The sequence below is a fragment of the Thalassovita mangrovi genome, assembly GCF_009857745.1.
Lineage (GTDB): Bacteria > Pseudomonadota > Alphaproteobacteria > Rhodobacterales > Rhodobacteraceae > Thalassobius > Thalassobius mangrovi.
This window is the reverse complement of the sequence record NZ_WWEN01000002.1, coordinates 482168-505397: the sequence shown is the minus strand read 5'-3', so window position 1 is coordinate 505397 and position 23230 is coordinate 482168. Positions and strand designations below refer to the sequence as shown.

Genomic DNA, 23230 nt, shown 5'->3' with positions numbered 1-23230 from the left:
CGACCCTTCGTGACCGGAGATATGCCATGCGCCTTAAATTCCCGATAGTCGCCGCAATCGCGGCCCTTGCGATGGCCGTGCAGCCTGCCGCGGCGGAAGAAACCTGTTTCACCCAGGGCAGCGGCCAGTTCGCCTTTGCCATCCATACCTGCGTCAGCTCCGTCCTGCCGTCGCAGTCGGGCAACAGCTATGGCCCGCGCAACCTGTCCGACGGCAATCCGAATACCGCCTGGTGCGAAGGCGTGCGCGGTCCCGGCATCGGTGAAACGATCACCCTGCATATCGATGAGGGCGCCAGTTTCCGGCGCCTTCAGATCGCCAACGGCTATGGCAAGTCGCAGGCGGCGTTCCAGGCCAACGGGCGGCCGCGGTTGATTGAGATCACCACCGACCGCACTCCGCCCACGCAGGTCGTACTGATCGACCAGCCCGGCATGCTGCCGGTGCCGCTGCTGCAATCGGCCGAATACAAATGGGTCCGCTTGCGCATTCTCAGCGTCTATCCGGGAATGAAATACGACGATACCTGTGTCGGCTTTGTCGGGCCGGATTTCGAATATGACGAATTTCTGCTGCAGCAAAGCCAGGCGTCCGAACCTGCCGATACCGGGGAGGGCGCCGGGCAAGGCGGCGTCGACGACGCGACGCTGCTGGCATGGCTGGGCACGGCGCCCGACGAAGACCGCCGCGCCGACATCCTGGCGCAGCTGGCCGACAGGCGCTCGGACACGGTGCGGGTCGCGTTGGAAGGGATCGCCGGAAACGACGCGCAACCCGACGCCACGCGGATGCAGGCGATTTGCGCGCTGTCGGGATCGGTAAACCGCGACAGCGTTCCCTTGCTTCTGTCGATCCTCGAAGAGGACCTGACCAAGCGGCGCGGCTTCTGGGCCTGCGCCATTCCGGTTCTGGGCAATATCGGCGACCGCCGCGCGGTGCCCTTGCTGATGCGGATCGCCGATCTGAACCAGGACGATCTGGCCGGGATGGATCACATGGCGATCGAGGCCCTGGCGGTGTTCGCCGATGCGCGCGATGTCCGGTACCTGGAAAGCAAGGTGCATATCTGGCCGGTGCGTCCCGCGATCTTCGCCGCGCTGGCCCGAGTTGCCGATCCGGCCTCGGCCGAGGTTCTGGTGACGGGGCTTTATACCGGTGAAGACCCCGAGGTCGTCGCCGCGGCGCAGGACGGGTTGCGTCGGATCGGTGCGGCGGCCCGTCCGGCACTGGAAGAGGCGCTGCACATGCCCGCCGACGATCAGTTCCGCCAGCGGGTTGAGATGCTTTTGAAGGCACTCAGGTGATCCGGGCGCTCCGTGGGGCGGAAAGCCTATCGCAACTTGTTCCGGCGGGTTCTATAACCCCGTCAGACGGCGCGCCCGTCCGGTGAAAAGGCAGGGAAAACAATGCACAACAAATTCGACCAGGAACTCGAAGACCGTCTCGTCCGCTATGCCGCGATCGACAGTCAGAGCAATGAGGATTCGCCCTCATCGCCCAGCACCGAAATCCAGTTCGACATCCTGCGCCTGCTGGAAACCGAACTGGCCGGGATCGGCGCGCAGGACGTGCAACTGACCGAATATGGCGCTGTCCTGGCCACCATCCCCGGCACCGTCGAGGGTCCGACCGTCGGCCTGCTGGCCCATGTCGATACCGCGCCGCAGTTCAACGCCACCGGCGTCAAGCCGCGGGTGGTCAAGGGCTACAACGGTGGCGATATCACCTTCCCCGACGATCCCGCGCTGGTGCTGTCGCCCGAAGCCTACCCTTATCTGGCGCAAAAGCAGGGGCACGACATCGTCACCGCCTCGGGCACCACGCTGCTGGGCGCCGATGACAAGGCCGGGGTCGCGATCATCATGACCGCCGCGCGGCACCTGCTGGAAAACCCCGGCATCCCGCACGGGCCGATCCGCATCGCCTTCACACCGGACGAAGAAATCGGGCGGGGCGTCGATGAACGGCTGCCCAAGGACCTGGGCGCCGATTTCGCCTACACCTTCGACGGCGGCAAGGTGGGCGAGATCGAGTATGAAACCTTTTCCGCCGACGCCGCCGAAATCACCGTCACCGGCGTGTCGATCCATCCCGGGTTCGCCAAGGGCAAGATGGTGAACGCCATCCACCTGGCCTCAAAGATCATCGAAACGCTGCCGCAGGCGACCATGACGCCCGAGGTCACCGACGGGGTGGACGGGTTCTGGCACGCGACCGAAATGACCGGCGGGTCGTCGGAAATGAAGATCAAGATCATCCTGCGCGATTTCGAACGCGAAGGGCTGGCCGAAAAAGGCGAGATGCTGCGCCAGGTCTGCGCGGCGGTGCAGACCACCGAACCGCGCGCCACGATCACCTGCGACATCCGCCCGCAATACCGCAACATGCGCTATTGGCTGGAAGAGGACATGACCCCGGTCAACCTGGCCTGGGACGCCTGCCGCAAGCTGGGGATGGAGCCGGTTTCGGTGCCGATCCGCGGCGGCACCGACGGGTCGCGGCTGACCGAAATGGGGGTGCCGACGCCGAACCTGTTCACCGGGATGCAGAATATCCACGGGCCGCTGGAATGGATTTCGGTGCAGGACATGGCGGTGGCTACGGATTTCTGCCTGACCCTGCTGGGGCTGGCTGCGGAAGGGGCAGAATAGGCCCTTTCGCGCGGGATCACGCGCGGGTCAGCGCCTGCACCATCAGGGTGTCCGCATCCGGGTCGCAAAAGGCCCAGGGGTCGGCGATGCTGACCCCCACGGTTTCGCCGATTGCGGCGCGCCGATGGGCGAAGGCCACCAGCGCTTCGCCCCCGGCATCCAGCACCAGGCGGAAACGCCCACCCAGATAGGTGCAGCCGGTGATCCGCGAGCGGAGCTTTGCATCGTCCGATAGGGTGATCGCTTCGGGCCGGATACTGACATGGCTGGGGGTGGCGGTGGCGCTGCGGCACCACACTTCCTGTCCCAGAACAGACAGCAGAACCCGCCCCGGGGCTGACCGGCCGGTCAGCCGGGCAGGGACCACCGCACCGTCGCCGACGAAACCCGCGACGAAGCAATCGGCGGGTTCGCGGTACAGCACCTCGGGGGCGGCGAATTGCCGGATGCGGCCCGCCTCCATCACCGCGACCCGGTCGGCCAGCGCCAGCGCCTCGCTCTGGTCATGGGTCACGTAAAGCATGGTCGCCCCGGTGCGCCGGTGGAACATCGAAAACACATCCTGCATCGAGGAGCGCAAAGCCAGGTCGAGATTGGCCAGCGGTTCGTCCAGCAGCACCGCGCGCGGCTCGAACACCAGGCAGCGGGCCAGGGCGACGCGCTGACGCTGACCGCCCGACAATTGCGACGGCATCCGGTCAGCGAAATCGCGCAGGCCGGTCAGCTCCAGCGCCTCGGCCACACGTGCCTCGCGTTCCTTGCGGGGGATGCGGCGGACTTCCAGCGGGTAGGACACGTTGCCGGAAACGCTCTTGTGCGGCCAGAGCGCGTAGGACTGGAACACGATGCCGATCTCGCGCGCCTCGGGCGGGACGAAGCGGCTCGCGCCCGCGACGGTGTCGCCGCCCAGATGGATTTCACCCTCATCGGGCTGTTCGAATCCGGCGGTCAGGCGCAACAGCGTGGTCTTGCCGCAGCCCGACGGGCCCAGCAGCGCCACGAATTCCCCCGACCCGATGGTGGCATCGATCCCGTCCAGCGCAGGAATGCCGTCGAACCGCTTGGTGAGGTTGGAAAATTTCAGCTCTGCCACGGGATGACTCCTTTCGGGAAACGCTTCGCCCCGGCCTGCACCAGCGCCATGAGCGCGATGATGAGGATCACGATGGACATCGCCAGGGCCGAGGCCATCACCGTTTCGCCGCTGTCTTCGAGGTTGTAGATCGCCACGCCCAGCGTTTCGGTCCCCGAGGACCACAAGAGCGCCGAGACGGTCAATTCGTTCACCGCCGTCAGGAAGACGAGGATCGCACCGGCGGCGGCCGAGGGCGCGGCGAGCGGCAGCACGATATCGCGCAACCGGCGGCCCAGCCGGGCGCCTGCGCTGGCGGCGGCTTCCTCCATCGCCGGGTCGAGCTGGGCGATGGAGGCCTGGATCGGGCGCAGCATCACCACGAAGAAGCGGGCGAGATAGGCCAGCAGGATGATCCAGATCGTGCCGTAGAGCGTCAGATCGGTGAAGGGTAGGTTGAGGAAGGTCAGTATGCAGGCGATCGACAGCACCACGCCGGGCAGCGCGTAGGGCAGGTCTATGAGCGCGTCGAGCAGGCGGCTGGCGCGGGTGGGGCGGCGTTGCATCAGCCAGGCCAGCGGCAGGCTGACCGCCATCAGGATCAGCGCGGCGGAGACGGCCAGGAACAGCGAATTGCCATAGGCGCGGCGGGTGACGGGCTGGACGAAAAGCGCTTCCTTCCAGGCGTCGAGCGTGGCGGTGGCGGCGGTCAGCGGTACGCCATAGGCCGGGATCAGTGAGGTCGCCAGCAGCGCGAAAAGGGGCAGGGCGAGGATCGCGAAGATGATCCCCCAAAGGGCGATTTCCACCGGCAGCCGCGCCCGGCCCAGCGACAGCGCCAGCGGCACGCCGGACAGGCCGACAAGCCCGAAGCCCTGACGCGACAGCATGAAGCGTGACAGCAAAACGCCCGCGACGGCCACCGCGCCGATCAGCAGCGCCAGAACGGCGACTTCGGGCAACACGCTGGGCCCCATGCCGACAAGGTGTTGATAGATCAGGGTGGGCAGGGTGGAATAACGCGCCGGAATGCCCAGCATCGCCGGGATGCCGAAATTGCCCAATGCGGTGACAAAGGCCATCGCGCCGCCCGCGATCAGCGCGGGCATCGACAGCGGCAGCACGATCTGCGCCCAGACCCGGATGGGGCCTGCGCCGGACATGCGCGCGGCCTCGACCAGATCGGCAGGGATCATGCGCAACCCCGCGCGCAGGGTCAGGAACACCAGCGAGGCGTGCTGGATACCCAGCAGCAGGATGATGCCCCCGGCGGAATGCAGCGGTTGCGGGCTGCCCAGCGGCGGCGCGATGCCGAGCGTTTTCAGCAATACCGAAGACGGGCCCATCATCTGCATCCAAGCCAGCGCGGTGATCTGCGGCGGGATCATCATCGGGATCATCAGGCAGAACACCAAAGCCGCCTTGCCCCTGATATCGGTCAGCGCCATCAGGAAGGCAAACCCCGCGCCGATCAGCACCGACAAGACGGTGCCGCCGCCCGCGGTCAGCAGCGAATGGACCAGCGCCGTGCGGGTGCTGTCGCGGCTCAGAACCGTGCTCAGGTGATCGGTGGTGAAGCCGTCGCCGAACCCGATGCCTTCCAGAAGAAGCCGCAGGACGGGGCCAAGCGCGATCAGCCCGACGGGCAGCAGTATAAGGGGCAACAGCCGGTCCATGGACCGGCTGCCACCATTTTCGCGAATTGCGGCGGTCATTGGACGCCGAACACCTCGGCGAAGCGCGCCTTGTTGGCATCGGCATCGGCCAGCGCCTTGGCCGGGTCGAAGGCCATCAGCTTGATTTCGTCACGCGACGGGAAGCCTTCGGGGCTCGCCACGCCGTTGCGCGCCGGGATGTAGCCCATGTCGACGACCAGTTGCTGGCCTTCTTCGCCAAGCAGGAAGTCGACGAATTTCTCGGCCGCCTGCATGTGCTTGGTGCCCGCCATGATGGCGACCGGTTCGGTGACGTAGGACACGCCTTCCTCGGGGAAGACGAATTCGACCGGCGATCCCTTGGCCTTGGCGCGGATCGCCAGGTAATCGACCAGCACGCCATAGGGTTTTTCGCCTGCCGCGACCGCCTTGAAGGTGCCGCCGTTGCCGCCCTCGGCGCGGGTGTTGTTGGCGGCCAGGTCTTCGTAATATTTCCAGCCCAGACTGTCGGTGCCGGTCACGGTCGCCAGGTGGATCAGCGCGGCGCCGGAATAAAGCGGCGAGGGCATCGCCACCAGGTTCGCCATTTCCGGTTTCGCCAGATCGGCCCAGGAAGCCGGAACGCTGTCGGCGCCGGTGTTGTAGACGATGCCGGTGGTGATCAGCTTGGTCGAATGGTAATAGCCCTCGGAGCTGTAGAGCGAGGCGTCATAGGCGGCGTCCTCAGCCGATTTGTAGGCGGCCAGCTGACCGGCCTGCGCCATGCCTTCCAGCGTCACCATGTCGGCGATCAGCAGCAGGTCGGCCTGCGCCGCGCCCGCTTCGATTTCGGCCGCGACGCGGGCCATCAGCTTGGTGGTGCCGTCGCGCACCCATTCGACGTCGATACCGGGATTGGCGGCCATGAAGGCGTCGACGGTGCGCTGCGCATCCGCGTTCGGTTGCGAGGTGTAAAGCGTCAGCGTTTCGGCGGCGGCCATGCAGGGCAGCGTCAGGGCGACGGCGGCGGCCAGAAGGGAACGGGACATCGGTTTCTCCATGCAGGAACAGGTTTCGTTTGAAAGAGGGTGTGAGGGATTCGGGCCTCTCGCGGATTTCCTGCCGGTTTCGCGTGACGCTTTGGTGACAGGGCTGTGAATGTTGTTTTGTCATCGGCGCTTATTGCCGCGCGGGGATGGGAATTGGCGGCGGGTGGCAGAAAAACGTCTCGACATCTTGCGGCTGTCGTGGCGAAGGTCGACAGTAGCGAAAGCGCCGCGGCGCAGGAGCGATGACAGAACAGGCCAGGGGCCGATTGCCGTCAAGGGAAGGTCGGGATGACCGGGCGGCATCGGCACGGAAAGATGAGGCAATGGACACCGAGACGACCCTTCCAGACGCGAATGAAAAGCCTAAACGGGTGATGCTGGCGAATGCCCGCGACAACCTGCGCGCCGCCTGTGATCAGCTCAACATCCACCCCGATGTCTATGAAGAACTGAAATGGCCGCGTGAAACGCTGGCCTCCACCCTGCTGATCCGGATGGATGACGGCAGCCGCCGCGCCTTCAAGGCCTGGCGTTGCCGCTACAACGACCGGCGCGGCCCGACCAAGGGCGGGGTGCGGTTTCACCCCAACGTGTCGCTGGATGAAATCGAAACCCTGTCGTTCTGGATGACCTTCAAATGCGCGGTGGCGAACCTGCCGTTCGGCGGCGGCAAGGGCGGCGTCTGCGTCGATACCAAGCAATTGTCCCCGGTCGAGCTGGAACGGTTGAGCCGCGCCTATATCGAAGCCTTCGCCCCCTTCATCGGCCCCGACCGCGATATCATGGCGCCGGACATGTATACCAACGGCATCGTCATCGCCTGGATGTCGGACGAATACAGTTCGATCACCGGCCAGGCGTCGCCGACGGCGATCACCGGCAAGCCGCTGGCCTTCGGCGGCACGGTGGGGCGCGTCGACGCCACCGCGCGCGGCGGCTATTACACCCTGCGCCAGCTGGAAAAATCGCTCGACCTCGATCCCGACAATGCCACCGTGGCGATCCAGGGGTTCGGCAATGTAGGCTATCACTGCGCCAAGCTGCTGCATGCCGACGGCTACAAGATCGTCGGTATCAGCGATTCCTCGGGCGGGGTTTACGATCCCAGCGGGCTCGACCCGCTGGCGGTGATGCAGCACAAGCACGAAACCGGCAGCGTCCAGGGCGCCAAGGGCCATGGCGAAACCCGCGACATTTCCAATGCAGAACTGCTGGAGCTGGAGTGCGACGTGCTGGTGCCCGCGGCGCTGGAACGGCAGGTCACGGCGGAAAACTGCGGCCGGATCAAGGCCCGGGTGATCCTGGAAATGGCCAACGGCCCGCTATCGCCCGAGGCCGACCGCGCCCTGACCCAGGCCGGGCACATCATCGTGCCCGACATCCTGGCCAATGCCGGCGGCGTGACGGTGTCGCATTTGGAATGGGTGCAGAACCGGTCGGGATTCTACTGGGATGAATCGCGGGTGCGCGACCATCTGAAAACCACGATGGAAACCGAAACCCAGGCGGTTTGGACGCTGCATAACGAAATGGAAATTTCGATGCGCGAGGCCGCCTATGTCCACGGCTTGCGGCGGATCGCCGAATCCGTCGAGGCGCGGGGCACCCAGGCCTATTTCGACGGGTCGTGACGACCCGCCGAAGCGCCTTTCAGACCTGTTCGAACCGGTCTTTCGCCGCGGCTTGGGGGCTGTCGCCCTGCGCTGCTGCGCCCGCCATGTGACCGGAAGCCCCCGCCAGAAGGGCGCTGGCCGGGTCCTGAACCGCAACGAAGTGGCCCGCGCTGACCTCGGTCATCTGCGCCCGCACCGGGGCCTGTCCGGCGGGCAGCAGCAGCTTGGGCGCTTGTAGCGCGGGCAGGGCGGGGCGCGGGGCGTCGCGGCGCGACGGATCGGCCACCGGCACCGCGGCCAGCAGCCGCTGCGTATAGGGGTGTTGCGGGTTGTGCAGCACCGCCTCGGTCGGGCCGGTTTCGACGATCTGCCCGCCCCACATCACCGCGACCCGGTGGCTGACCCGTTCGACCACCGCGATGTCGTGGCTGATGAACAGGAAGGACACCCCGTCCTCGGCCTGCAGCCGCGCCATCAGGTCGGTGACCTGGCGCGCCACCGACACGTCCAGCGCCGACACCGATTCGTCGGCGACGATCAGGGCGGGGCGCACCGACAGCGCGCGGGCGATGCACAGCCGCTGGCGCTGGCCGCCCGAGAACTGATGCGGGAAACGATCGGCAGCGGCGGGTTCCAGCCCGACCTTTTCCAGCAGTTCCGCAGCCAGCGCGCGGCGGTCGCGGCGCGACAGGCGGTGGTGGATATGGGCCGGTTCGGTGATCAGGTCGCGCACCGACATGCGCGGGTTGAGGCTGGCGAACGGGTCCTGGAACACCATCTGGGCGCGCTGGCGCAGGGGGCGCATCTCGGCAGCGTCAAGCCCGGTGATTTCGCGCCCTTCCAGCCGGACGCGGCCCTGGCTGGGATCGATCAGCCGCAGCACGGCGCGCGCCAGCGTGGACTTGCCACAGCCGGATTCCCCCACCAGTCCCAGCGTTTCGCCCGGCGCGATCGACAGCGACACACCGCCCACCGCGTGGTAATCCAGATGCCCGCCGGGCAGCAGCCCGCGCCGCACCGGAAAGCGCACGGCGAGGTTTTCGACTTCAAGCACCGGGGCAGCCGGGCGCAGCAGGGGCTTCGGCGCGCCGCTGCCCAGTTTCGGCGTGGCGGCCATCAATTGCTGGGTATAGGCGGCCTGCGGCCGGATGAAGATGTCGGCGACCGGGCCTTCCTCGACCTTGTCGCCCCGTTTCAGCACCACCACGCGGTCGGCGATATTGGCGACCACGCCCATGTCATGAGTGATGAATAGAACGGCGGTGCCGATTTCGTCCTGCAACTGCCGGATCAGGGCCAGGATTTCAGCCTGGGTGGTCACGTCGAGCGCCGTCGTCGGTTCGTCCGCGATCAGCAGGTCGGGACGGCAGGCCAGCGCCATGGCGATCATCACCCGCTGCCGCAACCCGCCCGACAATTCGTGCGGGAACTGGTCCAGCCTGCGTTCCGCTTCGGGGATTTTCACCCGCTCGAACGCCTCGCGCGTGGCGGCGCGGGCCTGCGTTGCGTCGAGCCCCTGATGCAGGCGCAGCACCTCGGCCACCTGATCGCCCAGGGTCATCACCGGATTGAGCGCCGTCATCGGTTCCTGGAAGATCATCGACACCCGGTTGCCGCGCACCTGCTGCATCTGCCGGTCGCTGAGCGCCGACAGCTGCAGGTCAGGCGTGCCGTGCAGGGTGACGCTGCCGCCCGCGATATGGCCGCCTTCGCGTTCGATCAGCCGCAGCAAGGCCAGCGCGGTGGCGGATTTGCCCGATCCGGATTCACCCACCAGGGCCACCGTTTCCCCCTTCGCGATATCGAAGGTGATGCCCTTGACGGCCTCGAACGATCCGAAGTTCAGGCGCAGGTTCTCGACGCTCAGAAGGGGGATACGGGTCATGGCTCAGCTCTCGGTTTGGATGTTGCGGGCGCGCCGTTCGGGATGGTCGCGGAAATCGGGCATCACCGGGGTCCAGCGGCGGGCGGAGGGGGTGACTTCGGCGCGGTAGGGATCGTCGCCGACCACGTCCCACCGCAGGGTGTCGCCCAGTTCGATCACCCCCATCGCGCCGGCGGGCGCGCCTTCGGTGGTGAAGCTTTCGGTCAGCGACTGCTGGGTCAGGTGCGGGATGCCGTCGACGGTGGTGACGGTGTTCCAGTGCACGTGACCCGACAGGCAGGCCACCGGCACCGTGGCCTGGGCCAGCGCGGCGCGGGCGCGGTCGGCCATCGGATAGGTCGACAGGCCGGGGTTGTTCTGGAAGTAGTAGTTGCCGATCTGCGAATGGCCCGACAGCGGCACGTGGCTGACCACCAGCAGCGGCCGGTCGGCGGCCTGCACGGTGCGCGACAGCCACAGCAGGTCGGCTTCGCGCAGCACGAAACCGTTATGGTCGGGCGTGCGCTGGATGCGGGTATCGGCGCGCCACAGCGCGATGCGCCAGCCGCCGATATCGTGGGTTTCGTGGCCCAGCGACTGACCCAGGATCTGTTCGTTTTCCTCGACGCTCAGGTAATCGCGGTCGTGGTTGCCGTTCAGGTGCCAGATCGGTTTCTCGACGGCGCGGAAGGCCTCGGCCACCTCGGCCTCAAGCCGCAGGTCGGTGTCGTGGTCGACATCCGAAATCCGGTCGCCCAGGTCGAGGACATGATCGACATCGGCGTCGCGGACGTAATGGGCGAATTCCTCCATCAGCCCCATGGCGGTATCGCCGCGCTTGGTGGCGGAAGGGGTTCCGTGGTGGATATCGGCAACGATGGCAAGGCGAACGGACATGGCGGGGACTTTCCTGAATTGGGGGGAGGGGACCCGCCGCCGCGTGGGCGGCGGGCCGTTTTGTGATCAGTTCGACGCGAAGGAGATCGAACCGGCGCGGAAGTCGAGCACGTAGGGGATGTGACCCGGCTTCGGCGCCCAGTTCACGTCCTTGCGCATCGCCCAGCTTTCATACGGACGATAAAGCGGCAGCACCGGCGGGTCCTGCTTGATGCGGTCCATCAGTTCGGCATAGGCCGCCTTGCGGGTCTCGACGTCCTTGGAATAGCGGAACCGTTCCCAGGCCTTGGCATAGGCTTCGTCGGTGTTGAACCGGCCCTGTCCTTCGGAGGGGCCATTGGGCGCCCACATCACCCCGAAGGAGCCGAACGGGTCGGCGAAATACATCGGGTTGGACCAGTTGCGGGCCATCAGTTCGGGCGAGCCGCCATTCCATTTCTCGGCGATCTGCACCTTGCCGTTGATGCCGACCTCTTTCCACATCTCGGTGATGGCCTGAGCGGCCAGCATGCCGTTGGTGTAATAGGTCGGGTGGGTGTCGAAGGTGATCTCGGACCCGTCGTAACCGGCTTCCTTCAGAAGCTCCTTGGCCTTCTCGGGGTTATATTCGAAGGTCTTGAGCTCGGGCATGTAGAGTTCGCCGAATTCCTTGTAGGTGTGCGAATCCGGCACCACCGCCTTGCCCAGCCACAGCGCTTCGTTCAGCGTGTCGCGGTCGATGGCCAGGCTCATCGCCTGACGGATGCGCGGGTCGCGCAGCTTGGGGTGGTTCACGTTCATGATCATGACGTGGAACAGCGGCGTGGCGCTGCCCACCGCGCGCAGGTTCTGGTCGCTTTCGATCAGCGACAGCTGGTCGGGGGCGATGTTGGTGATGATGTCCGCTTCACCGGTCTTCAGCGCGGTCACGCGCGAGGCGGTTTCGGGGATCTGCTGGATGGTGGCTTTGGCCAGCGGTGCCTTTTCACCCCAGAAATCGTCGAAACGTTCCCAGACCAGGCGTTCGCCGGGGACGAATTCGGCCACGCGGTAGGGGCCGGTGCCGACGGGGGCCATCGAGAAGGCTTCGAAATCGTCATCCTCGGCCACGTTGGGATCGCCGGTCAGCGCCTTGGTGTAGTCTTCGGGGATGATCATGACCTGCTGCAGGTTCAGCAGGGTGTTCCACAGCGGTTCTTCCCGGCGCGAGGTGATCCGCACGGTCAGATCGTCGACCTTTTCGGCCTTTTCGAAGTTTTCCAGACGGTCGCGGGCGCGCACCACGTAGGGGGCGAAGGTGGCCTGGTACATCCGGTTCAGCGAAAACACGACGTCATCGGCGGTCATCGGTTCGCCGTTATGGAAGGTGACGCCTTCGCGCAGCTTCAGTTCCATCACATTGGGTTCGACCAGTTTCCATTCGGTGGCCAGCGCCGGAACCCATTCCGCTTCCAGCGTGTCGTGGTTGCGGTCGATCAGGGTGTCGAACGTGTTGTAGTAGAATTGCGAACCGACATTGGAATGGTCGCGGCCGGGGTCGAGATAGTTCGACACGTTGGCGGCGCCGACGGTGATTTCCTGGGCAGACGCGCCCGAGGCGATCCCTGCGACGAGGGCGGTGGAAAGCAGCAGTCTCAGCATTGTCTTGTCTCCGTGAGGATTGAATAGACGGTTGAAGGGGGCGGGCGTTTGCGCCTCTGTTGTTGGTATTTCGGGGTTACCTTTCGCGCAGCCGCACATCGGCGCTGTCGCGCAGCCAGTCGCCGAGGATCTGCACCGCGAAGGTGATCAGCAGGATCATCATCGCCGGGGCCACCACGATCCACGGTGCGGTCGGCATGTAGTCGCGGCCGATCCCGACCATCGATCCCAGCGTCGCGGTGGGCGGCTGGACGCCGAGGCCGAGGAAGGACAGGGTGCTTTCCAGCAGTACGATATTGGACAGCGACAGGGTGAACTGCACCACGATGGGCGACACGATATTGGGCAGCAGGTGATGGCGGGCGATGCGCAGCGGACCGGCCCCGGCGGCGCGGGCGGCCTCGATGAAGGGCATGCTCATCAGCCGCTTCACCTCGCCGCGCACGATGCGGGCGTATTGTTCCCAGCCGGCCAGGCCCAGCACCAGCACGATCACCTCGATGGACGACCCCAGGATCGCCAGCAGGAACAGCGCGATCAGGGTGAAGGGCACGGCGATCTGGGTGTCGACGGCGGCCATGATGCTGGCCTCGGTGCGGCCGCCGACGATCCCCGCCAGCAGCCCCATCGAGCCGCCGATCAGCAGGCCCAGCGTCGCGCCCAGCACCGCCAGCATCAGTGTCAGCCGCAGCCCGTACAGGCTGCGCGAAAACACGTCGCGGCCCAGCTCATCGGTGCCCAACAGGTAGCCCGCCTTGGCGCGCTCGAACCCCAGCGGCGGGCGCAGCCGCGAGATCAGGCTTTGCGCATTGGGATCGAACGGCGCGATCAGCGGCGCGAAGATGGCGAGGATCACCAGGCTCAGACCGATCACGATCGCGGCCTTCTGGATCACGTCGGCGCCGCGCCAAAGCTGCAACGCGGCGGCCGGGGCGGAGGTCGAGGGGAGGGCGGGATAGGTCATGGGATCAGCCTTTCACGGTGTGGCGCAGGCGCGGATCGGCCCAGGCATAGGCAAGGTCGATGGCGGCGTTGATCACGATCACCGCCAGGGCGACGGTCAGCACGCCGAATTGCAGCACCGGGTAATCGCGGCGCAGCGCCGAGGAGACCAGCAGGTCGCCGATCCCGGGCCAGGCGAAGATCGCCTCGATCACCACCGACCCCGACGCCGCCAGCCCGGCCACCTGCAGCCCGATCACCGACAGGATGGTGATGCCCGCGTTGCGCAGCCCGTGTTTGACGATCACCGCGTTTTCCGGCAGCCCCTTGGCGCGGGCGGTGCGCATGAAATCCTGCCCCAGCACGTCCAGCATGGCGTTGCGGGTGAACCGGGTCAGCGCCGCGATCAGAACGCCCGACAGCGCGACGGTGGGCATGATGAAATGCCATGCGGTGCCGTTGCCCACCACCGGCAGCCAGTTCAGCCAGTAGGAAAACAGCAGCACCATCACGGTGGCGAGGACGAAATTGGGCACCGCGTAGCCCAGGAAGGCCACCATCATCACCGCGCTGCCGATCCAGCTCTTGCGCCAGATCGCGGCGGCGATGCCCAGCGGGATCGACACCAGCAGGGTCAGCCCCACCGCCGACAGCAGAAGCTGCGTCGAGGGCCAGATGCGTTCCAGCACGATTTCGGAAACCGGTCGGCGTTCGATGAAGGACAGGCCGAACTGGCCGTCGGTGAAGGAGCGCAGGAAGGCGAAGTATTGCGTCAGGATCGGCCGGTCCAGTTCGTAATACTTGATCAGCAGCTCGCGGTCCTCGCTGGTGATGCCGTCGCTGACGACGAAGTCGATCGCATTGCCCGACAGGCGGGTGGCGAAGAACACGATGGTGACGATCACGAAGAAGGTCAGCACCATCCGGATCAGGGTGCGCAGGGCATAGCTCAGCATGTTCAGGCTCCGGTCATGGCGGGGCGGGCGGGGGCATGGCCCGGGCGCGCCAGATGGACGAATTCGACACCGGCGGCGGCGGCGGCCAGGCCGTCGGTTTCGGCGGTGTCTCCGATGAAGACGGCGGCCCCGGCGGTGACGCCCGCGCGGCGCAGCGCCTCGCGCGGCATGTCGGGGGCCGGTTTGCCGAGGGAGTTCACTCGCGCCTGCGGCACCATGGCCGACACCGCCGCCCAGAGCGCGCCGGTTTCGGGCACCGGGGTGCCGTCGGCGGCCGGGTGGCTGGTGTCGGGATTGGCCAGGGTGACCGGGATGCCGGCATGGGCGTGTTCGGCGATGCGGGCGATATCGGCGAAGCTCAGCGCCGTGTCGCGCGCCAGCACAACCCGTTCGGGCGCGGCGCGGTCGGGCACCAGCCCAAGTTCCTGCGCCAGCTCCTGCAGCGGGTCGGTGGCGTAGAGCGCGATGCGGGCGCCGGGGCGGGTCTGCTGCAACGCGCGCAGGGTCATTTCCCCGGCCAGCAGCACCCGTTCGGGCGGCAGTGCCAGCCCCAGCCCCGCCAGCCGCGCCGACAGGGTCCGCGCGGTATCGGTGGAATTGTTGGACACGACCCACAACCGGGCGCCGCAGCGGGCGAAGAGTTCCGGCACCCCCGGCAACACCGTGTCGCCGGACACCAGACAGCCGTCCAGGTCGGCCAGGATGGCCGCCCGTTCGGGCCAGGGGCCGTCGAGGAACTGCTGCAATCGGATCGGTTCGGGCATGCCAATATCTCTCTGTTCGGGGAAATCCCCGTCTGCGCCTGCGGGCGCGGTGTTTCGGTTTTCGCTGGGCCGCTTTTGGCGGCTGTTGTTGGTTATATTTCGCGGGACTGTAACCGCCGCGTTACGTGTGGAAGCCTATGTTGCAGATCATGAAGGTATCGGTTTCAGATACGGCCTCGGGCCTGTCGCTTTCGCGTTTGCGCGCCCTCACGGCGGTGGCCGAAGAAGGGTCCTATTCCGCCGCGGCGCGCCGAATCGGCATTTCGCACAGCGCCGTGGCGCAGCAGGTCCGCGATCTGGAACGCGCCTATGACATCCACCTGTTCGACCGGGTGCGCGGGGTGATGACCCCGACGCCCGCCTGTCTGGAACTGTGCGACATCGCCCACCGGATGCAGCGCGCGCAGAGCGACGCCGAACGGGTGCTGGCGCGGCGCGGGCCCACGGGCAAGCACCGGCTGCGGGTGGGGTTGGGCAATTCGATGCCGGGCATCGCCATCGTCGGGCGGGTGCTGGAACTGCACCCGACGCTGACCGTAACGGTCGAAAGCGGATCGCATCAGGATATCATGGCCGCCGTGTCGCGGCGCGAGGTCGATGTCGCGGTGCTGCCCGATCTGCCTGCCGATCCGCGCTTCCGCCGCTTCCCGGTGCTGTCGCAGGAGGTGGTGGCGATCGTGTCGCCCGGCAACCCGATGGCGGAGCAAAGCGAGGTGACGCTGGCGCATCTGGCCCAAGCGCCGCTGGTGTTCCGTTCGCCCGGATCGTCGACCCAGAAAGTGGTCGATCGCGGCTTCCGCCAGGCCGGGCTGGCCCCCGAACCGCGGCTGACGGCAGATACCCGCGATGCGGTCTACGAGGCGGTGGCCCTGGGCATCGGGGTGGGTTTCATGTGGCGTTACGGCACGTACCGGTCCGATACGGTGCGGCGGATAAAGGTGCCTGAATTCCGCTCCAGCGTGGACGAGGTGGTGTTCGCGCTTGCCGACGAGCGCAACGCGCTGATCGATCTGTTCTTTAATATAGCAGAGCAGTTCCGGCCGGACGCGATGACCCCGCTCTGAGGGGTTTGGCAACCGGGGGTGATTGCAAACCCCCGGCCGGGCTTCTACCGTTGCGGCGATCCCAGGCGCCGCGGGGCCCCGTGGCGCAGTTTTTCCAGCAAAAGGAACGGCGCGATGAACGAGCACCCGTTATGGACCTATGTCGAAGACGCGAAGGACCGCTTCAAGGCGCTGAGCGACCGGGTCTGGGCGACGCCGGAAACCTGCTATGGCGAAACGCAATCCGTCGCGGCGCATGTCGAGGAACTGAAGGCCCAGGGCTTCCGGGTTGAGGAAAACCTCGCCGGTATCCCCACCGCGGTGATGGGCGAGGCCGGGTCGGGCGGGCCGGTCATCGCCTTTCTGGGCGAATTCGACGCGCTGGCCGGTCTGAGCCAGAAGGCGGATGTGTTCGAACAGGACCCGCTGGAATCCGGTGCCAACGGTCATGGCTGCGGTCATAACCTGCTCGGCTCGGCCGCGATGCTGGCCGCGACGGCGGTGAAGAACTGGCTGGAGGCGACCGGCACGCCGGGCCGGGTGCGCTATTACGGCTGCCCGGCGGAAGAGGGCGGGGCGGCCAAGGTCTTCATGGTCCGTGCGGGCGCGTTTGAGGATGTCGATATCGCGATCACCTGGCACCCGGGCAGCATCCCGGGCGTTCTGAAGGGCAGTTCGCTGTCCAATGCGCGGGTCGATTTCGCCTTCGAAGGCCGCGCGTCCCACGCGGCCGCCGCGCCGCATCTGGGGCGCAGCGCGCTCGACGCGGTGGAGCTGATGAGCGTCGGTATCAACTACATGCGCGAACACATGCCGGACGAGGCGCGCATCCACCACGCGATCATCGACGGCGGCGGCATTTCCCCCAACGTGGTGCAGGCCCATGCCAAGGTGCGCTACGTGGTGCGCGCGGCGACCGCGCCGGAAATGCTGACGCTGCTGGAACGGGTGCGCAAGGTGGCCGCCGGGGCCGCCTTGATGACCGAAACCAAGGTGTCGGACAAGGTTCTCGCCGCCGTGTCGAACCTGATCTACAACGCCCCGCTGGGCGAGGCGATGCAGCGCAACCTCGAACGGCTCGGGCCGCCGCCGTTCACCGATGTCGACAAGGCCTATGCCGCGCGGTTCCAGGCGACCCTGAGCGAAGACGATATCCGCGCCGCCTATCGCGGGGTGGGGATCGCCGAAGAGAGCCGCAAGCCGCTGGCAGATTTCATCGTTCCGGCGGACGCGCCGACGGTGGAAATGGGCGGGTCCACCGACGTGGCCGATGTCAGCTGGGTGGTGCCGACGATCCAGATGTGGGGCGCCAACCACGCCATCGGCACGCAGCTGCACAGCTGGCAGGTGGTGGCGCAGGGCAAGAGCCAGCCCGCGATCACGGGCATGGTGCACGCGGCGGCGGTGATGGCCGCGACCGGGGCGGATGCGATGCGCGACCCCGACCTGCGCGCCCGCGCGAAAGAGGACCTGGCGCGCCGGGTCGGGCCGAACGGATATGTCTGCCCGTTGCCCGAAGGGGCCGAGCCGCCGATTGCCGAGATGGCCTAGGGCAGGGCGCGGGGCGGTTTTCGGAAATGAAGCCCGCCCCGCTTGCAACTACGGCGCCTTGAGGGCAGGGATAGGACGGGCATGTTACGGTCGGATTTCATGGACAGGTTGACGGGTGGATTGCTCGTCGTCGTCACCGCGTTGGTGGTGCTGACCGAATGGGGTATCAGCGCGCAGGCGGGATTGGTCGTGCCCTGGGCCGTCATCCTGGTGACCGCGCTGCTGGCGCTGCAGGTCCGGCCCGGCCGCTACGTGTTCGTGCTGGTCGCGATGGGCTTGACCCTGGCCCTTGCCCTGATTGGGCAGGACTGGCAGCCGGTCGCGCTGAAGGCCCTGCAGACCTCCGCCTTCATCGCCGCCTTTTTCACCGCTCTGGCGACCCTCAGAAGCGCCGCGGCGACCTCGCCCTCGATCCGGCGCAGCGGGAGGTTCCTGGCGCAACAGCCGCCCGGACGGCGCTATATCGCGCTGACCCTGGGTGGGCAGATGTTCGCGCTGCTGCTGAATTACGGCGCCATCGCCTTGCTCGGCAGCCTCGCCACCGCCAGCGCCAATGAGGAACCGGACGAGGAAATCCGCCGCCACCGCACAAGGCGGATGTTGCTGGCGATCCAGCGCGCCTTCACCTCGACCCTGCCGTGGTCGCCGCTGTCCTTTGCCGTCGCGATTTCCACCGCGCTTATCCCGGGGGCGCGATGGGCCGATGCGGTGGTGCCGGGGATCGTCACCTCCGTGCTGATGGCGGGCACCGGTTGGGCGCTCGACACCCTGTTCAAGCCGCAGCTGTCCCGCCCGCGCCCGGAGCGGCAATCCCCGGACGGGACTTGGGCGCTGATGTTGCCGCTGGTGCTGCTGCTGGCGATCCTGGTCAGCAGCATCGTGATTTTGCATTACGCGACGGGTATCCGCGTGGTCGGTCTGGTGATGCTGATCGTGCCGGTGATCGCTGTGACCTGGGGCCTGATACAGGCGCGCGGGGCTGAGAAGGGGCAGGGGTTCCGCCACCGCGCCGCCGAATACGCCTTCGTCGAATTGCCGGGCTACCGGGGCGAGATCGTTCTGCTGATGATGGCCGGGTATATCGGCACCGTGGGGGCGCCGTTGCTGGCGCCGCTGCTGGACGGGCTGGGGCTGGACCTGTCGGCGCTGCCGGCCTCGGTCGTGCTGGTGGCGCTGGTCTGGCTGATCCCGCTGGCGGGGCAGATCGGTATGAACCCCATCCTGGCGGTGACGCTGATCGCGCCCTTGGTGCCTTCGGCCGAGGCGCTTGGCGTGTCGCCGACGGCGATTGTCATCGCCATCACCGCGGGCTGGGCCCTGGGCGGTGTGACCTCGCCCTTCACCGCGACCACGCTGTTGATCGGGTCCTTCGGCGGGGTCAGCGCGCGCCATGTCGGGCTGATCTGGAACCGGGGCTATGCGCTGGCCACGATCATTATCCTGTCGGTCTGGGTCGTGCTGTTCGCGCAGTTCTGAGCGGCGACAGGCAGGGGGGGCGTTATTCGCCTGTCACGATCGGTCGGGCAGCGGCACGACCTCGGCCTGTCCGTCCCCGTCCTTAAGATGGGCGCGCAACTGGCGGTGAATGATTAAAGCGACGGTATCGAGCATCCGGTCCGCCGATCCGGTATAGGTCCGCAGCCCGCAGGGCACCGCATGGTGCAACGCGCGGTCGGCGGCGGGGCAGAAATCGGACCAGGCGATGATCGGCATCTGCCCCTTCTGCCAATCGGCCACCACCCAGGCGTCGGGCATCAGCGCCAGTTTCAGATCGCTCAGCCCCGGCAGGTTGAGCCAAACCGGCCCCGCGCCGCCGCTGCGGATCAGCGCCAGCCGGGCGCAGTTGTAGCACTCGGCGGGGATTTCCGCCGGGCGTTCGTCCAGCGGCGGGTGATCGTCATGTCGTGTGTAGCGCCCGGGCATCTCAGCCGGTGAGCGAGGCAAAGAGGGTGGGCAACTGTTCCGGCAGCCGGTCCACGTGATCGACGACGGTGTAGTTGTTGGCGCCGAAGATGCGTTTCACGTATCGGTCGGCCTCGGGGTCGAGCGTCAGGCAATAGGTCATCACGCCCTTGGCGGCCAGCTCATCGACCGCTTTCCTTGTATCGTGGCGCAGGTGTTGGGGATCGCGTTCGTCGATGTCGGCCGGTTCCCCGTCGGTCACCAGCAGGATCAGCTTGCGCCGTTCGGCCTGTTTCAAAAGCCCCGCACCGGCATGACGCAGCGCCGCGCCCATGCGGGTGGACAGCCCGCCGGTCATGCCATCCAGCCGCGCCTTGGCCTCGTCGTTGAAGGACTGTCCCCAGTCCTTGAACCGGTAATATTGCACGTCGTGCCGCCCGTCCGAGGCAAAGCCATGCAGCGCGAAGGGATCGCCGATGCCTTCGATCGCGGTGGCGACCAGCGCGGCGGCCTCGCGCGTCAGCTCCAGCACGGTCTTGTCCGACCCGTCCATCGTGTCGTTGGTGCTTTCGCTGAGGTCCAGCAGCACCGTCACCGCCAGGTCGCGCGAGGTGATCACGTTGCGCATGGTGATCCGCGGATTGGGCTGCTGCCCCGTGCGGATGGCGATCATCGCGTCGACCGCGGCGTTGATGTCGATCTCGTCGCCGTCTTCCATGTTGCGGATGCGCTGGACCCCGGCGGGCGATAGCATGTCGATGATCCGGCGGATGCGGTGGGCGATGGGCTTGTGTTCGACCAGGATGTCGTCAACCGCGCCGGGATCGCCCTTTTTCGCCCGGTGTTCATACACGGTGGCCCAGTCGGGGCGATAAAGCTGCACCTGGTAATCCCATTCGGGGTAGTGGAACGGCGGCGACACCGGGTCCTTGCCCCACATGTCGTTGAAGCTGGTCGTCGCCTCGCCCGCATCCTCGTAGGGCATGAAATTGTCGGCGCAGACCCAGATTTCCTGCGCGTCGTCCCCGGCCAGTTCGGCATCGACCTCATGCGCCATTTCCATCACCGACACGTATTTGCGCACCTGCCTTTGGCTGGCGGGGATGTATTCGGCGCCGTGGGCGTCCCAGTTGAATTCCTCGAATTCCCAGGCAAAGCGGTTGTCGTCGCGATAGGGGATGCGGAGGGAATTGAGGATGCGCAAGGAAGGCACGTCGCGGGTCGCGGCGAAGATGTGAAACAGCTCCAACCCCAGATCCCACGAGAATTGGTTGTTGCCGGCATTGTCGCCGATCCCGGCATGGAACTTCGCGCCCAATGCGTCGAGTGCCGTGTTTCCGGTCAGGGCCGCCGGATCGCTCAGCAGATGCGCGAAGGATTCCAGCGCCGCCACCGTCGGATGTTCGGGCTTGGCCTCGTTGCGCAGCGCCAGCAGATTGCCCCAAAGCTTCGACAGGCCGGGGAATTCCTTTGCGGCGCAGTATTCCACCCGGGCATCCTCGATCAGCCCGATGAAGAACATCTGCGCCGGCGACAGCTGCTCGGCGGAAATCGCGGCGGTGGAATACTGGATATGGGCGGCCAGATGCGCCGTCATCGCGCGGTAGAGGTCGTGACCCGACACCCCCGCGATATCGTCCACCGCGTCGGGCAGGTGCAGCACGTGATCGGCGATATAGGGGCGGAAGCCCTCGTAATCGGCCGCCGCCGGGCGCAGGAAGAAATCGCGCCCCCACAGCGCCCGCAGATAGAAATTCAGCTTGCGCTGCGTGTCGATGAACAGGGTGCCGCGGCGTTCCTGCTGCAGCATCTTCCTGGCATCGGCGCTTTCCAGCGCGAAATACTTGGTCAGGTTGGCCAGATCGCGCCGGTAAGCATCGGCGCCGAAATTGGCCCAGCGTTTCAGCCCCGACAGGGTGAGCTTGGACAACAATTCATCGATCACCCCCAGCATCGGCCGCAGACCCCGCGACGCCTTGGCCGACAGCTGGTGAATGAGCTGCAGATAGCCGCGCAGCAATTCCGGATCGCCCAGCCGCCGCGCCGCGGTGGGCAGCGAGGCGAACAACAGCGCGATCACATCGCCCGAGGTCATCGAACTCAGCTTCATCGCCGCCCCGACGCAATCGCGGATCACGTCCTCGCCGCATTCGCGGGCCACGGCGGGCATGTTTTCCAGGAAAGCCAGCACCAGGTCGTGACCGCGCCCCAGGGCGCACAGTGCCCGCGCGCCTTCCATGTAATCGGACAATCCGGCGGCGCTCATCACCCGGGCGGCGTCGTGGAACTGCGCCTCGACCGTCTCGAAGGTCTCGGGCGGGGCCTTGGCGAAACAGGCGCGGTAGTCTTCCAGATCGATTGTCATGGCTGCAATCCCTCCCGCCGCGTCAGACGAAGAAGGTCTCCACCGCCGCCTGCAGCGTCTCACGCATGTCGGGATCGTCGGTCAGCGGCGTGACAAGTGTCATCTGGCAGGCGGATTTGGGATCGACGCCCTGCGCGATCATCTGCCCGGCATAGACCAGCAGCCGGGTCGAAATTCCTTCATCCAGCCCGTGGCCCTTCAGGTTGCGCGAGCGATGGGCGATCTGCACCAGCTTCTCGGCACTCTCGCCGTCGATCCCGGTCTCGGCGCCGACGATCTCGGCCTCCAGCGCGGCCTCCGGATAGTCGAAATCGAGCGCGGCAAAACGCTGCTTGGTCGACTGCTTGAGGTCCTTCATCAGCGACTGGTAGCCGGGGTTGTAGGAAATCACCAACTGGAAATCGGGATGCGCCTCGATCAGCTCGCCCTTCTTGTCCAGCGGCAGCTGGCGGCGGTGATCGGTCAGCGGGTGGATCACCACGGTGGTGTCCTGCCGCGCCTCGACGATTTCATCGAGGTAACAGATCGCCCCGATCCGCGCCGCGGTGGTCAGCGGGCCGTCCTGCCACTTGGTGCCGTCCTTATCCAGCAGGAAGCGCCCCACCAGATCCGAGGCGGTCATGTCCTCGTTCGAGGCCACGGTGATCAGGGGGCGGCCCAGTTTCCACGCCATGTATTCGACGAAACGCGATTTCCCCGCGCCGGTCGGGCCCTTCAGCATCACCGGCATCCGGCTCGCATAGGCGGCCTCGTAAAGCGCGATCTCGCCGGCCACTTCCCGGTAGAAGGGTTCGCGGGTGACGGCGAACTGGTCTGCGTCATGCTTGGTCATCTCGGATCCGCCCTTCTTCTGTTCGAAAATATCCCGGGGGGTGCGGGGGGCTGGCCCCCCGCCTTGGTCGGACCGCGGCTCGCGGTCCGATGCCTCAGACCGGGTTGCCCCGGTACACCACCATCTCGGCGCCCTTCGACTGGGCGTAATTGTCATATCCGACCAGCCGCACATGGTTTCCGGGATGCGCCTTGTGGCAGGCATCGGCCTCGGCCAGGATGCGGTCGACATCGGTTTCGCCGAACATCGGCAGCTTCCACATGTACCAATAATGGTCCATCGCGTTTTCCGGCTCGGTATGTTCGACCGCCGGGTTCCAGCCTTTCGAGACGATATATTCCACCTGTTTGCGGATGCGGTCGCCATCCATCTCGGGCAGGTAGGAAAAGGTTTCGAACTTGCGGCTTTCGACGTCGGAAAGCGACGATTTGTAATCCTGCATTTCACTCATGGATCGGTCCTTTCATATCTGTGC

Annotated in this window: 19 protein-coding genes; 6 read left to right on the top strand and 13 right to left on the bottom strand. The window is 66.4% G+C overall.

Features of this window, described 5'->3' with window-relative positions:
- Nucleotides 1–26: 26 nt before the first annotated feature.
- Together GR167_RS04190 and pepT are read left to right on the top strand one after the other, a co-directional pair.
- A complete protein-coding gene (locus tag GR167_RS04190) occupies nucleotides 27–1304 on the top strand; it encodes a HEAT repeat domain-containing protein (protein WP_160972180.1) in 1278 nt (425 codons plus the stop codon).
- A 102-nt stretch (nucleotides 1305–1406) separates the two neighbouring features.
- A complete protein-coding gene (gene pepT / locus GR167_RS04185; RefSeq protein ID WP_160972179.1) occupies nucleotides 1407–2651 on the top strand; it encodes a peptidase T in 1245 nt (414 codons plus the stop codon).
- Nucleotides 2652–2667: 16 nt separating this feature from the next.
- Here the strand turns inward: pepT and GR167_RS04180 are convergent, their stop codons facing one another.
- The 3 genes from GR167_RS04180 to GR167_RS04170 are packed head-to-tail and all read right to left on the bottom strand — an operon-like array spanning nucleotide 2668 to nucleotide 6406.
- Nucleotides 2668–3744 carry an ABC transporter ATP-binding protein gene (locus GR167_RS04180; RefSeq protein ID WP_160972178.1) on the bottom strand — a complete coding sequence of 359 codons (1077 nt, stop codon included), beginning with the start codon at nucleotides 3742–3744 and terminating at the stop codon, nucleotides 2668–2670.
- Entirely contained in the window at nucleotides 3732–5438 is a 1707-nt protein-coding gene (locus tag GR167_RS04175) for an ABC transporter permease (RefSeq protein WP_160972177.1), read from the bottom strand. The genes GR167_RS04180 and GR167_RS04175 overlap by 13 nt, the downstream gene beginning before the upstream one ends.
- Nucleotides 5435–6406, bottom strand: a complete 972-nt coding sequence (locus tag GR167_RS04170) for an ABC transporter substrate-binding protein (RefSeq protein WP_160972176.1) — start codon at nucleotides 6404–6406, stop codon at nucleotides 5435–5437. The genes GR167_RS04175 and GR167_RS04170 overlap by 4 nt, the downstream gene beginning before the upstream one ends.
- 323 nt (nucleotides 6407–6729) lie before the next feature.
- On the opposite strand from GR167_RS04170, the gene GR167_RS04165 reads away from it, so the two are divergent.
- Nucleotides 6730–8037, top strand: coding sequence for a Glu/Leu/Phe/Val family dehydrogenase (locus GR167_RS04165; protein ID WP_212769825.1), 1308 nt, complete (start codon nucleotides 6730–6732; stop codon nucleotides 8035–8037).
- Between the two features lie 19 nt (nucleotides 8038–8056).
- On the opposite strand, the gene GR167_RS04160 is transcribed toward GR167_RS04165, so the two are convergent.
- The 6 genes from GR167_RS04160 to GR167_RS04135 all read right to left on the bottom strand — a co-directional run bounded on the left by GR167_RS04160 (nucleotide 8057) and on the right by GR167_RS04135 (nucleotide 15062).
- On the bottom strand, nucleotides 8057–9904 hold the full coding sequence (locus GR167_RS04160) for an ABC transporter ATP-binding protein (protein WP_160972175.1): 1848 nt from the start codon (nucleotides 9902–9904) through the stop codon (nucleotides 8057–8059).
- A 3-nt stretch (nucleotides 9905–9907) separates the two neighbouring features.
- Nucleotides 9908–10780: a metallophosphoesterase family protein gene (locus GR167_RS04155; RefSeq protein WP_160972174.1), complete on the bottom strand. Its 873-nt coding sequence runs from the start codon at nucleotides 10778–10780 to the stop codon at nucleotides 9908–9910.
- 66 nt (nucleotides 10781–10846) lie between these two features.
- Nucleotides 10847–12400, bottom strand: a complete 1554-nt coding sequence (locus GR167_RS04150; protein ID WP_160972173.1) for an ABC transporter substrate-binding protein — start codon at nucleotides 12398–12400, stop codon at nucleotides 10847–10849.
- 76 nt (nucleotides 12401–12476) lie between these two features.
- Entirely contained in the window at nucleotides 12477–13364 is an 888-nt protein-coding gene (locus tag GR167_RS04145; protein WP_160972172.1) for an ABC transporter permease, read from the bottom strand.
- A 4-nt stretch (nucleotides 13365–13368) separates the two neighbouring features.
- Entirely contained in the window at nucleotides 13369–14298 is a 930-nt protein-coding gene (locus GR167_RS04140; RefSeq protein WP_160972171.1) for an ABC transporter permease, read from the bottom strand.
- A gap of 2 nt (nucleotides 14299–14300) precedes the next feature.
- Nucleotides 14301–15062 carry an HAD-IIA family hydrolase gene (locus GR167_RS04135; protein ID WP_160972170.1) on the bottom strand — a complete coding sequence of 254 codons (762 nt, stop codon included), beginning with the start codon at nucleotides 15060–15062 and terminating at the stop codon, nucleotides 14301–14303.
- Between the two features lie 149 nt (nucleotides 15063–15211).
- Between GR167_RS04135 and GR167_RS04130 the strand changes: the two genes are divergently transcribed.
- The 3 genes from GR167_RS04130 to GR167_RS04120 all read left to right on the top strand — a co-directional run bounded on the left by GR167_RS04130 (nucleotide 15212) and on the right by GR167_RS04120 (nucleotide 19132).
- Nucleotides 15212–16126: a LysR family transcriptional regulator gene (locus GR167_RS04130; RefSeq protein ID WP_160972169.1), complete on the top strand. Its 915-nt coding sequence runs from the start codon at nucleotides 15212–15214 to the stop codon at nucleotides 16124–16126.
- 114 nt (nucleotides 16127–16240) lie between these two features.
- The gene (locus tag GR167_RS04125; protein ID WP_160972168.1) at nucleotides 16241–17656 is read left to right on the top strand and encodes an amidohydrolase; all 1416 of its coding nucleotides are present in this window, start codon (nucleotides 16241–16243) and stop codon (nucleotides 17654–17656) included.
- A gap of 99 nt (nucleotides 17657–17755) precedes the next feature.
- A complete protein-coding gene (locus GR167_RS04120; RefSeq protein WP_235915836.1) occupies nucleotides 17756–19132 on the top strand; it encodes a hypothetical protein in 1377 nt (458 codons plus the stop codon).
- Nucleotides 19133–19165: 33 nt separating this feature from the next.
- Here GR167_RS04120 and GR167_RS04115 read toward each other — a convergent pair whose 3' ends face one another.
- From GR167_RS04115 to GR167_RS04100, 4 genes are all read right to left on the bottom strand, one after another.
- Nucleotides 19166–19579 (bottom strand): hypothetical protein, encoded by a 414-nt coding sequence (locus GR167_RS04115; RefSeq protein ID WP_160972166.1) that lies wholly within the window; start codon nucleotides 19577–19579, stop codon nucleotides 19166–19168.
- Nucleotide 19580: 1 nt separating this feature from the next.
- Nucleotides 19581–21923 (bottom strand): nitric oxide reductase activation protein NorD, encoded by a 2343-nt coding sequence (locus GR167_RS04110; protein ID WP_160972165.1) that lies wholly within the window; start codon nucleotides 21921–21923, stop codon nucleotides 19581–19583.
- Between the two features lie 22 nt (nucleotides 21924–21945).
- The gene (locus GR167_RS04105) at nucleotides 21946–22755 is read right to left on the bottom strand and encodes a CbbQ/NirQ/NorQ/GpvN family protein (RefSeq protein ID WP_160972164.1); all 810 of its coding nucleotides are present in this window, start codon (nucleotides 22753–22755) and stop codon (nucleotides 21946–21948) included.
- Between the two features lie 94 nt (nucleotides 22756–22849).
- Nucleotides 22850–23206, bottom strand: a complete 357-nt coding sequence (locus tag GR167_RS04100) for a ribulose bisphosphate carboxylase small subunit (RefSeq protein WP_160972163.1) — start codon at nucleotides 23204–23206, stop codon at nucleotides 22850–22852.
- Nucleotides 23207–23230 lie beyond the last annotated feature (24 nt).